The organism is Stappia stellulata, from assembly GCF_020176715.1.
Classification (GTDB): Bacteria; Pseudomonadota; Alphaproteobacteria; order Rhizobiales; family Stappiaceae; genus Stappia.
This window is the reverse complement of record NZ_JAIVMF010000021.1, coordinates 1-14,510: the sequence shown is the minus strand read 5'-3', so window position 1 is coordinate 14,510 and position 14,510 is coordinate 1. Positions and strand designations below refer to the sequence as shown.

The window sequence follows — 14,510 nt, the reverse complement described above, 5'->3', positions numbered from 1 at the left end:
GTGCCCGGCCCACGGCCGGGTCGGCCTGCTTGCCGGTGCGCGCGCGTCGCACCGGTGAAAAAATAACCCCGCCGGAGGCCTTTCGGCGTGTCCGGCGGGGATCAGATATGATGTCAATATCGAGGTTTGTCTCGCCGGAATCAAGCCCTGCCCGGGGGCGAGCCTGGTTGTGCTTGCCGTTCGTCCGAAAGGCGCCATAACCGGGATCACGTCCCTTGCATCCCTGTCCTCTTCCCGGGCCTGCCGCCATGTCGCTTGCCGTCGTTCACCATCCGGCCTTTTGCGCCGAAATCCCGGCAAACCACCGGTTTCCCATGAACAAGTTCCGCCGGGTCGCGGAGGTTCTGGTGGAAGAGGGGATCGTTGCGCCCGGCACCTTCCACCGGCCGGCGCCGGCGCCGGCCGCATGGGTGGCGCTTGCCCATGAGCGCGCCTATGTCGACCAGGTGTTCTCGGCCAATGTGCCGGCAAATGTCGCCCGCGAGATCGGCCTGCCGATGAGCGAGGCGGTCGGCTTTCGCGCCCGCTGCGCCACCGCCGGCACGGTGCTGACGGCAAATCTCGCGCTGGAGCATGGTATCGCCTGCAACACCGCCGGCGGCAGCCATCATGCGCGCAAGCGCCATGGCGCCGGCTTTTGCGTGTTCAACGATGTCGCGGTGGCGATCCGGCTCCTGATCGCCGACGGTGCGATCCGCCGCGCGATGGTGGTCGATCTTGACGTGCATCAGGGCGACGGAACGGCGGAGATTTTCACCAACGACCCGTCCGTCTTCACCCTGTCGGTGCATGCAAGGCGCAACTACCCGGTGCGCAAGGTCGCCTCGACGCTGGATATCGCGCTGGAGGACGGCGTGGGAGACGAGGCCTATCTGGAGGTGCTGGCCGCGAGCCTGCCGCAGGCGCTGGCGTCCTACCGGCCGGACCTTGTGTTCTTCAATGCCGGGGTTGATCCGCATGAGGACGACCGGCTCGGGCGGCTGTCTCTCACCGACGAGGGACTGGAGGCGCGCGACCGTTTCGTCATCCGGACCGTGCGGGCCGCCGGCATTGCGCTCGCCGGCGTGCTGGGCGGCGGCTATCTGACCGACATCGACCGGCTGGCGCACCGGCACGCCACGCTGCACCGCGTGGCGGCCGAATTCGCCTGAGCGGCGGGGCTGCTAGTCGCGCCGGCCGAGGCTCAGGAGCCTGAGCACCACCCACACCGGAATGACCACGACGGCGCCGAGCACGAAGTAGCTGCCGAGACGTCCAAGCGCCTCGAAGCCCATGTTCCACAGTCGCTGGATGAAGTCGATCAGACCGTCGAACAGGTCGAGCGGATGCAGGTTGAGCGCCGACAGCAGCACGCCGACCACGAAGGACAGGAAGATCAGCTTGATCAGCACCCGTCCGGGGCTGTCGCCGAGAAAGCGGGAAAAGGAGCGGTTCGACATGAAAAGGTTATCCTTGGGTTCGTCGAAAAAGCGAAAGGTCAGGTCCTGGCGACCGCGGCCGGCGTGCCGGCGGCGTTGAGCGCGGCGCGACGGTTGTCCTGCTGTTCGGCCCGGTGGCCGCTGGCGGCAAGGGGGGAGGCCACCTTGGGAAAGGACCCGGCCCGGCAAGCAAAGTCGCAGGTGTCGCGTCCGGTGAAGAATTGGCGATGGTCGGCAAACCGGCGGTTCGTGCCGGCGATCTCCCCAAGCGGCGGGTCCGCGTCACGGGTGCGGGTGACACACCCCTCGAGCCGGTCCTCGCGGATGGCGCCGATGCGCAAGAGCGTGTCGCGAAGCCGGTTGGAAGTCATGTCTGCTGTCCCTGGACGGGGCTACCCGGTTGACGATGGAGCGAATGTAGGCCCTTGGCCGGCTTTGGCAAACCGCTTTGCGGTTTGCCCCCATGACCTTGTCCCTGTCGGCCTTCCTTATGCCGTATTGGGTTGGGAGACCCCTTGAGAAGCGGGGCGTATTGGTGTGTTATCCCGATCCCGCCTTGATGTGCATGACAAAAGTCCAAGGACACGTTACCCGCATGACCCTTGCAGGATACCGCAGCAGTGCGTTTCGCTTCTTTGCCGTTCTTCTTGCCCTTCTGGGCATGGGCGGGACGCTGTTGGCGCAAGGCGACAAGCCGTCGATTGCCGGAGAGTGGCAGATTGCTGCCCTTGCCACCGCCAACGGGGCACTGGTCGATCTGGACGCGGCCCTTGCCCGCAAGACCGAAGTGGTTATCGACCGCCACGGTCTGTGGGCCGCCTCCGCCGGCTGCAACCGGCTGCGCGGGACGCTGGAGCAATCCGGCCGCACACTCTCGGTCTCCGAGCGCGTGATGGCGACGAAAATGGCCTGCGCCGGACCTTCGGGAGATCTCGAGCAGCGCTTCCTGCGCTATTTTCCGGCGGCTGTGGAGATCGACGGGATGGACAAGCGCTTGTTGCTGCGCGATGCCGGCGGTGCCGTGGTGGTGCTGCTCGTCGGCAAGGAGTGACGCCGAAACGGCGGCAACGACATTGCCCCGGCACCTGAGCGGATGACAAAGGGCGGCACGGGGCCGCCCTCGGGCCCCTGACGAAGGATGCGAATGCTCTCCTGCGTCATATCGGGCAAGCACAAGCGCGACCCGGTATCGGAGAGCCAAAAGCCCATCTTTTCAGCGAATTGCCCACCGCGAGACCGTGCCTCGCCGATCCCGGGTCGCAGCTCACGATGCGTCCGGGAGGACGGTTTTCCAAGGCTTTGTCAACATCTTCAGGGCGGCACGGGGCCGCCCTTTTCGGTTCGCGCTTGTCAGCAGCCTCAGGCCGCGTCCTTCTCCGCCGGACGATCCGGGGCAAAGCGGTCGTAGAAGCGCGCATCGGTCTTTGCCATCTCGCGCAGCAGCCGGTTGGCCTTGAAGCGCGGTCCCCATTTCTTGGTGAACTTGCGGCAGATGTCGACGAAGCGGGTCGTGCCCATGCCGTCGATGTAGGAGATCGTGCCGCCGGTGAAGGGCGCGAAGCCGAAGCCGAGGATCGAGCCGACATCCGCCTCGCGCACGTCCGTCAGGCAGTTTTCCTCGAAGATGCGCGCCGTCTCCAGCGCCTGCATGACCAAAAACCGCTGCTTGAGCTCCTCGACGTTGAAGTGCTCCGCCGGCTTGGGCTTGCCGACCACCTCGGGAATGCCCGGCCACAGCGTCTTCTCCCGGCCTTGGTAGTCGTAGAAGCCCTTGCCGTTCTTGCGGCCGAAGCGCTCGCGCTTGACCACCATCTCTTCCAGGATGTTGTCGAGCGGCCCTTCCACGTATTTGACGCCGAGGTCCTTGCGGGTCGCCGACACGATCTTCCAGGCCAGGTCCAGCGCCACCTCGTCGCCGAGCGACAGCGGCCCGACCGGCATGCCGGCCATCCGGCCCGCCGTCTCGATCATCGCCGCCGGCACCCCGTCGGCGAGCATCATCAGCCCCTCGCGGATGTAGGTCATCACCACGCGCGAGGTGTAGAAGCCGCGCGAGTCATTGACGACAATCGGCGTCTTCTTGATCGCCTTGATGTAGTCGAGCGCCATGGCGAGCGCCCGTTCGCCGGTCTTCTTGCCGAGGATCACTTCCACCAGCATCATCTTGTCGACCGGCGAGAAGAAGTGGATGCCGATGAAGTTCTTCGGCCGCTTGGAGGCCTCCGCTAGCGAGGTGATCGGCAGGGTCGAGGTGTTGGAGGCGAAGATCGCGCGCGACTTCAACACCGCTTCCGCCTGTTCGGTCACCGCCTTCTTGATGCCGCGCTCCTCGAACACCGCCTCGATGACCAGATCGCAGTCGGCGAGATGTTCGTAGTCCGTGGTCGCCGTAATCCGCGAAAGCAGCTTTTCCTTGTCGGCCTCATGCGCCTTGCCGCGCTTGATCGCCTTGGTCATCAGCTCGTCGGAATGCGCCTTGCCCTTGTCGGCGGCGGCCTGCTCGCGGTCGATCAGCACCACGTCGATGCCCGCGCGCGCCGAGACATAGGCGATGCCCGCGCCCATGAAGCCCGCGCCCAGGATGCCGACCTTCCTGATCTTGTTGGGCTTGATGCCCTCCGGCCGGCGCGCGCCCTTGTTCAGCTCCTGCATGGAGACGAAGAGCGAGCGGATCATGCTGGCGGCTTCCGGCGTCTGCAGCACATGGGCGAAATAGCGGCTTTCCACCGTCAGCGCCTGGTCCATCGGCATCTGCAGGCCTTCGTAGACCGACTGCATGATGCCGCGCGCGCCCGGATAATTGTCGTGCGTCTCGCGGCGGTAGATCGCATTGGCCGCCGGCCAGAACTGGAAGCCCGCGGGCGAATAGATCGGCCCGTTCGGCAGCTTGAAGCCCTTCTTGTCCCAGGGTTTGACCGGGTCGACGCCGGTCTTCAGCATCTTGCGCGCCTCCGCGACGAGCTTCTTCGCCGGTGCAGTCGCGTCGACGAGCTTGAGGCCCTTGGCCTTGTCGGCGTTCAGCGTGCGGCCCTGCAGCAGGAACTGAAGGCCCTGCTGCGCGTCGGCCATGCGCATCACGCGCTGCGTGCCGCCGGCGCCGGGAAAGAGCCCGACCTTGACCTCCGGCAGCGCCATCTTGAAGGCGTCGCCTTCGGCGGCGATGCGGGCATGGCAGGCAAGCGCAAGCTCGGTCGCCCCGCCCATGCAGGTGCCGTTGATCGCCGCGACGAAGGGCTTGCCGCTGGTTTCCAGCTTGCGGAAGATCTGCGACAGGCGCCGCGAGCCGTCGAACAGCAGCCTGGCGGCGGCCTCCGGATCCTTCGCGCGCTGCGCGTGATAGTTGCGCAACAGCCCCTCCAGCATGGTGAGATCGGCACCGCCGGAGAAGGTGTCCTTGCCGGAGGTGATCACCGCGCCGGTGATCTTGTCGTCGCCGGCCACCGCGTCGATCAGCGCGTCAAGCTCGTCCATCACGGTAAGGTCGATGACGTTCATCGACTTGCCCGGCATGTCCCAAGTGATCAGGGCGATACCGTCGGCGTCCGTTTCAATCGAGAAATTCGTGTAAGCCATGTCGGCCTCCTGAGGTCAGTAGGGCGTTCCGTCCTTGCGGGTGAATCTGTGGCCGGCGGCATCGCGCCGGTAGTCGAGGTCGTGATCGGCGTAGCGCGCGTGTTCCTCTTCCGCGCGGCTGCCGACTTCCAGATAGACAACGTCCTGCGCCGAGCGGTTCACGAGCTGGTGGGCAATCCCGTTGCCCGCCTTGAAGGCGGCCGCCTCCCCGGCGACGAGAGGCGTTTCCGTGTCGTCTTCCACCAGCACTGCCTCGCCCTCCAGGATGAAGACGAACTCGTCCTCGTTCTCGTGCCAGTGTTTCAGCGAGGAGATCGCGCCGGGCTTCAACCGCGTCAGGTTGACGCCGAACTGGGTGAGGCCGCCGGCATTGCCGAGCGCCTGTTTGGCGCGTCCCGCGACAAGAGCGTCGAAGGGGGCGGGATAGATGGTCATCGTCCTCGTCGGGATTGCGTCGATGTCGATCTTTGGCATCGCTGGTCTCCTCAGTATCCGGCCGCAAGAGCACTGCACCGCGCGCTCCGAAAACCCGCGGCGCAGTAAGAAAGTTTCAATTTCCGGTGAATAGAAATTCTGGATTGCATCCTGGGTGGAAACGAATTTCTGGGCGGCTCATGACAGATCATTGCGACGGGTGCCGAAACGGGACCCGGCTGGATTTCGATTTCACCATGGCGTTTCAGCCGATCGTCGATCTCGCGTCGGGCCGCGTCTGGGGCTACGAGGCGCTGGTCCGCGGTCTCGACGGTGAGGGCGCGGGAACCGTCCTGTCGCGGGTCACGCCGGAAAACCGCTACCGGTTCGATCAGGCCTGCCGGGTGAAGGCGATTGAAATGGCCGCCCGGTTGTTTCCCGACGACGGGACCAGACTGTCGATCAACTTCATGCCGAACGCCGTCTACGATCCGGCCGCCTGCATTCGCACGACGCTGCTTGCCGCCGGTCGCACCGGCTTCGCGCTCGACCGCATCATGTTCGAGTTTACCGAAAACGAGCCGATGGTCGACACGAAACACGTCGAGGGCATCATCGCCGAATACAAGCGCCGCGGCTTCATCACCGCGATCGATGATTTCGGCGCCGGTTTCGCCGGCCTCAAGCTTCTGGCCAACTTCCAGCCCGACCTGATCAAGATCGACATGGACCTGGTGCGCGGCATCGACACGAGCCCCGCGCGCCAGGCCATCGTCGCCGGCATCATGGGCATCTGCCGCGAGCTCGACATTGCCGTTCTCGCCGAGGGGATCGAGACGCAAGGCGAACTGACGGTGCTGCGCGCCGCCGGTGTATCCCTCGTGCAGGGCTATCATCTGGCGCGTCCGGCCATCGCAAGCCTGCCGCCCGTCGGCGACGCGATGCGCGTGCAAGTCGCCTGAAACAGCGCCCGGGCGACCGGCCGGCCTGTCTGACGCAACGGGCGTCATTCTTCTCACACCCGCTCGATGATCGTGGCCGTGCCCATGCCGGCGCCAATGCACAGCGTCACCAGCGCCGTGTTCAGGTCGCGCCGCTCCAGCTCGTCGAGCACGGTGCCGAGGATCATCGCGCCGGTCGCGCCCAGCGGATGGCCCATGGCGATGGCCCCGCCGTTGACGTTCACGACCGCCGGGTCGAGATCGAAGGCCTGACGGTAGCGCAGCACCACCGAGGCAAAGGCCTCGTTGATCTCGAAGAGATCGATGTCCTTGAGGCTCATTTTCGCCGAGGCCAGCAGTTTCTCCGTGACGTCGACCGGGCCGGTCAGCATCAGCGCCGGGTCGGAGCCGATGTTGGCGAAGGCCTTGATCCGCGCGCGCGGCTTCAGTCCCGCCTTGCGGCCGGCCTTGCGGTTGCCGATCAGGACGGCGGCGGCGCCGTCGACGATGCCCGACGAGTTGCCGGCATGATGCACGTGGCGGATGCGCTCCACCTCGGGATGGGCCTGGATCGCGACGGCGTCGAAGCCGCCCATCGATCCCATGATCTCGAAGGAGGCATTGAGCGAGGCCAGCGACTGCATGTCGGTCTCGGGCCGCATGTGCTCGTCCCGGTCGAGGATGGTCAGGCCGTTGATGTCGCGCACCGGCACGACCGAGCGGCTAAAATAGCCGTTCTTCCAGGCATTTGCGGCCCGCTGCTGGCTTTCCACCGCATAGCTGTCGACGTCGTCGCGGGTGAAGCCGTATTTCGTCGCGATCAGGTCGGCCGACACGCCCTGCGGCATGAAATAGGACGGCAGGGCAACCTGCGGGTCGACCGGCCAGGCGCCGCCGCTGGCGCCGATGCCGATGCGGCTCATCGATTCCGCGCCGCCGGCGATCACCAGATCGTGCTGGCCGCTCATCACCTGGGAGGCGGCGAAGTTCACCGCATCGAGCCCCGAAGCGCAGAAACGGTTGATCTGCACGCCGGGCACGCCGGCGTCATAGCCGGCGGCGAAAACGGCGGCGCGGGCGATGTCGCCGCCGGCCTCGCCGATGGGGTCGACGCAGCCGAGCACCACGTCGTCGACCAGCTTCGTGTCGAGGTCGTTGCGGTTGCGCAGGGCCTCAAGCGGCTGGGCCGCCAGCCGGACCGCCGGCACCTCGTAAAGCGCGCCGTCCTTCTTGCCGCGCCCGCGCGGCGTGCGAACGTGATCGAAAATCAATGCGTCGGCCATGAGAGCCTCCTTGCCGTAAAAAAGCCTGGGGTGGTCCGCCGCGCGTTGCCGCCTAGAGGCTGCGCGCGATCAGCACCTTCATGATTTCGTTGGTTCCCGCGTAGATCCGCTGCACGCGGGCATCCGCGAACAGGCGGGAAATCGGATATTCGCTCATGTAGCCGTAGCCGCCGAAGAACTGGAGGCACTCGTCCATCACCTTCATCTGAAGGTCGGTGCACCAGTATTTGGCCATCGAGGCGGTCACCGTGTCGAGCTTGCCGGCGACGAGCTTGGCGATGCAGTCGTTGACGAAGACCTGCCCGATGGTGGCTTCGGTCTTCAGTTCCGCCAGCTTGAACTGGGTGTTCTGGAAATCCAGCACCCGCTTGCCGAAGGCCTTGCGCTCCTTGACGTAATCGAGGGTCAGCGCAAGCGCGCGCTCCACCGCTGCCATCGCCTGCACGGCAACAAGCAGCCGCTCCTGCGGAAGCTGTTCCATCAACTGATAGAAGCCCTGGCCTTCCTCGCTTCCCAGCAATGCATCGGCCGGCACCCGCACACTGTCGAAGAAGAGCTCCGAGGTGTCGTTGCCCTTGAAGCCGAGCTTGTCGAGATTGCGGCCGCGGCGGAAGCCCTCGACCTTGTCCGTCTCGACCACGAAGAGCGAGACGCCCTTGGCGCCGGCCTTCGGATCGGTCTTGGCGACGACGATGATCAGATTGGCGAGCTGGCCGTTGGTGATGAAGGTCTTGGAGCCGTTGATCACATAGTGATTGAAGTCGCGCACGGCCGTTGTCTGCACCGCCTGCAGGTCGGAGCCGGCGCCGGGCTCCGTCATGGCGATGGCGCCGATCAGATCGCCGGAGACGAGGCCTGGAAGCCAGCGCTCCTTCTGCTCGCCCGATCCGTAATGCGCGATATAGGGAGCGACGATGGCGGAATGCAGCGCGATGCCGAAGTGATCGAAACCGGCAAGCCCCAACCGGCGGATGATCACCGATTCATGGGCGAAGCTGCCGCCGGCCGCACCGTAGTCCTCCGGCATCGCCGGACAGAGGAAGCCGCCGGCGCCGGTTGCCTTCCAGGCTTCCCGGCTGACGCTGCCCGCCTCGACCCAGCTTTCGTAGTCGGGCGCGATCTCGCGCTCCAGGAAGCGGGTGAAGGCGTCGTCGAGCATGGTCAGCTCGTCGTCCATCCAGGCTGGCGGCTCGATGTTCAGCACGGTCACGCAAGTCTCCTCCCTTGACGTGGCGGGCGCGTCGCGGCGGTCTGCGGCGCGCCCTTTTTCCGGTGTCGGTCGTGCGTCCTGTGGCGGACGCGATCAAAACGCTTCGGCGTCGAGCCCCATGATCGTTTCCGCGCCGGCGGAGACGCGGGCAAGCCGCAGGGCCGTCTCCGGCATGTGGCGTTCCATGAAGTGTTTCGCCAGGGTCAGCTTGGTTTCAAGGAAGGCTGCATCCGACGCCTCGCCCGATGCAAGCGCGGCCGCGGCCGCCTTGGCCATGCGCGCCCACATGTAGCCGAGCGCCACCGTGCCGAAGAGATGCATGTAGTCCGTGGAGCCGGCGCCGGCGTTGTCGGGCTTCGCCATGGCGTTGTTCATGAACCACATGGTCGCCGTCTGCAGGTCGTCGAGACCGGCCTTCAGCGGACCGAGCAGCGGGGCGAGGGTCGCCTCGTCCTTGTTGTCCTTGAGGAAGCTGCCGACCTCGTTGAAGAAGGCCATCACCGCGCGGCCGCCGTTCTTGGGCAGCTTGCGGCCGACGAGATCCAGCGCCTGGATGCCGTTGGCGCCCTCGTAGATCATGGCGATGCGGGCGTCGCGCACGAACTGCGACATGCCCCATTCCTCGATATAGCCGTGACCGCCGAGCATCTGCTGGGCGGCGACCGCATTGTCGAAGCCGACATCCGTCAGCACGCCCTTGATCACCGGCGTCATCAGGCCCATGTGATCGTCGGCCGCCTGGCGGGCCGCCTCGTCGTCGGAGCGGTGGGCGATGTCGGATTGCAGCGCGGTCCAGAGCACCAGCCCGCGTGCCGCCTCGTTGAAGGCGCGGATCGACATCAGCGTGCGGCGCACGTCCGGATGCACGATGATCGGATCGGCCTTGCCGCCCGGGTTCTGCGGTCCGGAGAGCGCCCGCCCCTGGAGGCGTTCGCGCGCATAGGCGGCGGCGTTTTGATAGGCGACCTCCGACTGTCCGAGACCCTGGACGCCGACCGCAAGGCGGGCCTCGTTCATCATCACGAACATGGCGGCGAGGCCACGGTTTTCTTCGCCGACGAGCCAGCCCGTCGCGCCGTCGTAGTTCATGACGCAGGTGGCATTGCCGTGAATGCCCATCTTCTCTTCAAGCGAGCCGCAGGAGACCGCGTTGCGCTCGCCCGGCTCGCCGTTTGCGTCGGGCAGGAACTTCGGCGCGACGAACAGCGAGATGCCCTTGGTGCCTTCCGGCGCGCCCTCGATGCGGGCGAGCACCAGATGCACGATGTTGGACGTCAGGTCGTGCTCGCCGGCGGAAATGAAGATCTTCTGACCCGTGATCTTGTAGCTGCCGTCGGCCTGCGGCACGGCCTTGGTCTTGATCAGGCCGAGATCGGTGCCGCAATGCGGCTCCGTCAGGTTCATGGTGCCGGACCAGTCGCCCGAGGCAAGCTTCGGAAGATAAAGCTCTTTTTGCTCCTGCGAGGCATGCTCCAGGAGCGCGGCCGCAGCCCCTTGCGACAGACCGGGGTACATGCCCCAGGCGAGGTTGGCCGCCGACATGAACTCCTGGATGATGGTGTTCAGGGTCGTCGGCAGGCCCTGGCCGCCGAATTCCTCCGGCATCGACAGGGCGATCCAGCCGTTCTCGGTGTAGGTGCGATAGGCCTCCTTGAAGCCCGACGGCGTCGTCACCGAGCCGTCGTCGTGGCGGGTGCAGCCCTCGCGGTCGCCGGAAACGTTGATCGGCGCCAGCACCTCCTCGCAGAAGCGCGCGCCCTCGCCGAGGATCGCCTCGATCAGATCCGGCGTCGCGTCGCCGAAGCCCGGCAGGTTGCCGTGGCGCTGGAAGTCCAGCACGTCGTTGAGCAGGAAAGTCACATCCTTCACTGGGGCTGTGTAGCTCGGCATGGCGTTGCCTCCCGGTCCAATTGTCGATCTCGGTCGCGGCCCAACGGGCGGGCTCGCACCTGACGTTTCCGTAAACGTCACCTTGAGCCGTTTATAGTCCGGCGTCCGCGTCGGAGCAAGACGTGTCCTTGCGGCAGCATGCGCTTATTTTTGTTGAAGTTTGCCGAATTTGTTGCAAAACGCCGCAAAATTGATCGGAAAATTGATGAAGTTGATGCGAATTGCATCCGCCTTGCAGAAATTGACGATGCCCCGACGGCGGGGACATCTCCTGCAAGGGGAGGGGACAAGTCGCAAGGGCGCCGGTAACGGAGAGACGACGCATCCCGTGCGGCGGTCGCGTCTATCCCCGTCCGGGCCGATGTCTTGCACGTTGTCGGAAGGCGCGCGAAAGCGGACCCGCGCGCGGTACGGCGGAGGCGACCGGACGGGCCGGAGCGGGTCGGATTGCGGGCGACGCGGCGCCAGGGAAGGCTACGGGCGGATCACTCCGCCGGCTCGCCTTCCTTCTGCTTGAGCATGCCGGCGACGATCTCGACTGTGCGCCCGAGTTCCTCGATCGCCTGGTCGATGTCGCGGCGCTGTTCGACCAGCACGTCGATCTGACCCTGGAAGCGCGACAGCGCCACGCGCAGCTGCGTCACCTGGCCGTCGCGCAAGTCGTAAAGGTCCAGCATGTCTCGGATTTCCGCCAGCGAGAAGCCGACGCGCTTGCCCATCAGGACCAGTTTCAGGCGCGCCCGGTCGCGGCGCGTGTAGACCCGGTTCATGCCGTCGCGGCGCGGGTTGATCAGGCCGCGGTCCTCATAGAAGCGCAGCGTGCGCAGCGTGACGCCGAACTCCTTGGCGAGATCGCCGATGGTGAAGAGCGTCTTCTTGGTCGAATCGTCCTTGGCGGCGACCGCCTCGACGATGTCGTTGTTGACCGAAAGCGCTTCGCTCATGCCGTATTCCTGTCTTGCCTTAAGAGCCGGGTCGCCGACGCAAATGCGCGGCGCGGCCTTGCGTCATCCGCCGGGGGGCGGCGCATGACATTACGTAACCTCAGGCTTCCGAATATCTTCCGTAAACGTAAGCGTCAAGGTTCATTGCGCCTGACGCCGGGCGGCAAGGCGACCGGCCCCGTTTATCTTCATCTTTGGTTAACCATGTAATTTTGGCGCTTAACCAGGTGTTTACCATAACCGGTGAGAGTTTGAGTCTAGGTCGTCCGGCGCGCGGCATGCAGTTTGCGGATCGGACGAAAAGACTGTGCGCGTCGAGAGGCGCTCCGTATCGGGTGAAGAGGCCCCTAGCATGTCCTGGACAGCGCGTTATCGCACCCCCCGCGGCACACAGCCGGACACAGACCCCCGCTACAGCGCGGAAGGGCACGACGATGCGTGGTACGAGCCGCATCACCGGGCGCCCGCCTGGCGCGGCGGGTCCCAGGCTTCCGCCCCCGCCGGCCACCCGGGGCGGGCCCGCGCGCAGGAACAGCTGAGCGAGGTGGCCGATGCGCTGGAGCGGCTGATGGATCCCGCCGCCGCAGGCCATGATGCCGCGCCGCAGGCCGCCCCCAACCGCCAGTCCCGCCGTGCCGCCGCCGCCCGCGCCCGTTCCGCGCCGCCTCCCGCTCGCGATACCGGATCGCCGTCGGTGGATGACGCCCGCACCAGCCGCATCGAGGCGGTGCTCGGAGCGCTCGACCGGCTCGACCGGCGGGTCGAGGACCTGTCCCAGTCGGCCCAGGCGCAGGATCTGGACGAGGACGAGCCGCGCCCGGCGCGCCGGACCCGCCAGGCATCGCGCCCGGCGTCCGAACCTGTCTATCGCGCCGCCGAGCGCGCCGGTCACGGTCAGCAGACCGGCTCGCGTGGCCGTGTTCCTTCATACTATGAGGACGGCCCGGCCGATCCCGCATACAACGGTTACGACGACTACGACGATTATGACGCGGCTCCGCGCGCTGTCGCCGCTGGTGCCGCACCGCGCCGCGCGCCCGAGTTCCGTGCCTCCGGTCTCGGCGAGGAACTGCGCCCGCTGTTCAACGATCTCGCCCGCCGTATCGACGAAGCCAATGATCCGCGCGACGAGGCGCTGGCCACCATGCGCCGCGACATCCAGGACCTGCGTGCGGTTCTGGTTGAGACGCTGCGCAGCGAACGCCATCGTCCCTCTGCACGCGAAAGCGGCGAGATCCGGCGCCTGTCGGAGGCGGTGGAGCGCATGCGCACCGACCGCTCCGACGTTCGCCTGTCGCGCGAGATGCGCGCCGAGATCGCCGATCTGCGTGCGCTGATCGGCCAGTCCAATGTCGACGGCATGCTGAAGTCGCTGGAAAGCGGCTACGCCCATCTTGTCCAGCGTCTCGACGAACTGGCCCGCGACCGGGCCGAGCCGCGCCTTCTGGAGGACCTCGGCCAGCGGCTGATGGAGATCGAGGACGCCTTCCGCATCGTCCCGCGCGCCGACCAGCTGGTCGCGCTCGACGACCGGGTCGCCGACATCGGCCACCGGGTGGAAGAGCTCGTGCGCCGCTCCGGCGGCGAGGATGTGGCGGCCTTGCGCGGCGAGATCCGTGCCGTGCGCGATGTGGTCGAACGCATCGACGTGCAGGACCTCGTCGGCGGCATCGACGAACGCCTGTCCGAACTTTCCGTGCGTTTCGATGCGGTCGCGCGGCTCGCCGACGGCCAGCGCGCCATTGAGGGCCGGCTCGAGGCGATGGAAGCCCGCGCCCCCCAGGTCGGCGCGGTGGACCGCCTGAACGACCGGCTCGAGCAGATCGCCGGAATGCTGGCCGACGACCGGGCCGAACGCGCCGCCGCCCCCGATCCCAGGCTCGACGAGCAGCTTGGCGAGATCGCCGGCCGGCTGAAGCGCATCGAGAACGCGCGGCAGATGCCTCCGAGCTACGATGCGGCCTTCACGCTGCTGGAAAAGCGGCTTGCCGCCATCGACGGCAAGATCGACGCCCTCGACCGCCCGGGCAGCGTGACGTTGCAGGCCGGCGGCGAGGCGGCGTCCATCGAGGCGGACCTGCTGGCGCGGCTGGAAAGCGGCATTGCGGATCTCAACGCACGCATGGAGAACGCCGGCACGAGCGGGCGGGGCGAAGATCTCTCCGCGCTGCATCGCGAGATTGCCGCCCTTCGCGAATCCCTGTCCTCCGCGCCGGCGACGGCGCAGCTGGAAGCGCAGCTGCGCGATCTTGCCGAAGCGGTCAATCGCGGCTCGTCGGCCGACGACGGTGCGGCGCTCTCGCTGATCGAAGACAAGATCGCAGCGCTTGCCGAAAAGCTCGATGCCGCCGAACACGGGTTCTCGCGCCTTGGCGACCTGCAGTCGCTGATCAGTGCCAATGGCAGCGCCGGCGGTGAAGTGGCCGATGCATTGCGCGGCGATCTCGACCGGCTGCTTGATGCCGCCACCAGTTCCGAGCGGCGCACGCGGGAATCGATGGACAGCGTCCAGGACGTGATGGCCTCGATCAACAAGCGGTTGATGTCGCTGGAGACCGGCGCCCTTGGCGCGGGCGACGACATCGGCTCGGTGGAAGACGACCGCCCGCTCGAGCCGGGATCCGGCAAGCCGGTGCCGCGCCAGCAGCCGCAGATCCGGCTCGATCCGCGCGCGCAGGCGGGGGCTGCCGTTGCCAAGGCAAGCCCGCCCCGCCAGAAGGCCCCGGCCGCAGGCGCCCAGGCCCGACCGCAGCCAGCCGGCGGCCGTCGCTGTCTTGCCGCCCTCGGCGGCCGCGTCGTCGCGGGCCTTGCCACCCAGAAGACTGCGCGGAGTGTTC

11 protein-coding genes and 1 pseudogene are annotated in these 14,510 nt (G+C 66.6%); 4 read left to right on the top strand and 8 right to left on the bottom strand.

Annotated elements, in window-relative coordinates; all coding sequences use genetic code 11:
• Window positions 1-248: 248 nt before the first annotated feature.
• A complete protein-coding gene (locus LC092_RS18590) occupies window positions 249-1,151 on the top strand; it encodes a histone deacetylase (protein WP_224808965.1) in 903 nt (300 codons plus the stop codon).
• Between the two features lie 12 nt (window positions 1,152-1,163).
• On the opposite strand, the gene LC092_RS18585 is transcribed toward LC092_RS18590, so the two are convergent.
• Window positions 1,164-1,439, bottom strand: coding sequence for a DUF6460 domain-containing protein (locus LC092_RS18585; protein ID WP_224808964.1), 276 nt, complete (start codon window positions 1,437-1,439; stop codon window positions 1,164-1,166).
• A 38-nt stretch (window positions 1,440-1,477) separates the two neighbouring features.
• Window positions 1,478-1,789 (bottom strand): hypothetical protein, encoded by a 312-nt coding sequence (locus LC092_RS18580; RefSeq protein WP_224808963.1) that lies wholly within the window; start codon window positions 1,787-1,789, stop codon window positions 1,478-1,480.
• A 224-nt stretch (window positions 1,790-2,013) separates the two neighbouring features.
• On the opposite strand from LC092_RS18580, the gene LC092_RS18575 reads away from it, so the two are divergent.
• Window positions 2,014-2,469 (top strand): META domain-containing protein, encoded by a 456-nt coding sequence (locus LC092_RS18575; RefSeq protein WP_224808958.1) that lies wholly within the window; start codon window positions 2,014-2,016, stop codon window positions 2,467-2,469.
• A gap of 308 nt (window positions 2,470-2,777) precedes the next feature.
• Here LC092_RS18575 and LC092_RS18570 read toward each other — a convergent pair whose 3' ends face one another.
• Window positions 2,778-4,991 (bottom strand): 3-hydroxyacyl-CoA dehydrogenase NAD-binding domain-containing protein, encoded by a 2,214-nt coding sequence (locus LC092_RS18570; RefSeq protein WP_224808956.1) that lies wholly within the window; start codon window positions 4,989-4,991, stop codon window positions 2,778-2,780.
• A gap of 15 nt (window positions 4,992-5,006) precedes the next feature.
• On the bottom strand, window positions 5,007-5,465 hold the full coding sequence (locus LC092_RS18565; RefSeq protein ID WP_224808954.1) for a cupin domain-containing protein: 459 nt from the start codon (window positions 5,463-5,465) through the stop codon (window positions 5,007-5,009).
• Window positions 5,466-5,605: 140 nt separating this feature from the next.
• Between LC092_RS18565 and LC092_RS18560 the strand changes: the two genes are divergently transcribed.
• Window positions 5,606-6,367 carry an EAL domain-containing protein gene (locus tag LC092_RS18560; RefSeq protein WP_224808952.1) on the top strand — a complete coding sequence of 254 codons (762 nt, stop codon included), beginning with the start codon at window positions 5,606-5,608 and terminating at the stop codon, window positions 6,365-6,367.
• Window positions 6,368-6,420: 53 nt separating this feature from the next.
• On the opposite strand, the gene LC092_RS18555 is transcribed toward LC092_RS18560, so the two are convergent.
• From LC092_RS18555 to LC092_RS18540, 4 genes are all read right to left on the bottom strand, one after another.
• Entirely contained in the window at window positions 6,421-7,629 is a 1,209-nt protein-coding gene (locus tag LC092_RS18555; protein ID WP_224808951.1) for an acetyl-CoA C-acetyltransferase, read from the bottom strand.
• A 52-nt stretch (window positions 7,630-7,681) separates the two neighbouring features.
• The gene (locus LC092_RS18550; protein WP_224809001.1) at window positions 7,682-8,806 is read right to left on the bottom strand and encodes an acyl-CoA dehydrogenase family protein; all 1,125 of its coding nucleotides are present in this window, start codon (window positions 8,804-8,806) and stop codon (window positions 7,682-7,684) included.
• Window positions 8,807-8,932: 126 nt separating this feature from the next.
• Window positions 8,933-10,729 (bottom strand): acyl-CoA dehydrogenase C-terminal domain-containing protein, encoded by a 1,797-nt coding sequence (locus LC092_RS18545; RefSeq protein ID WP_224808950.1) that lies wholly within the window; start codon window positions 10,727-10,729, stop codon window positions 8,933-8,935.
• Between the two features lie 485 nt (window positions 10,730-11,214).
• Window positions 11,215-11,673, bottom strand: coding sequence for a MerR family transcriptional regulator (locus tag LC092_RS18540; RefSeq protein ID WP_224808949.1), 459 nt, complete (start codon window positions 11,671-11,673; stop codon window positions 11,215-11,217).
• 352 nt (window positions 11,674-12,025) lie between these two features.
• On the opposite strand from LC092_RS18540, the pseudogene LC092_RS18535 reads away from it, so the two are divergent.
• Window positions 12,026-14,510: pseudogene (locus tag LC092_RS18535) on the top strand (hypothetical protein); the annotation flags it as partial.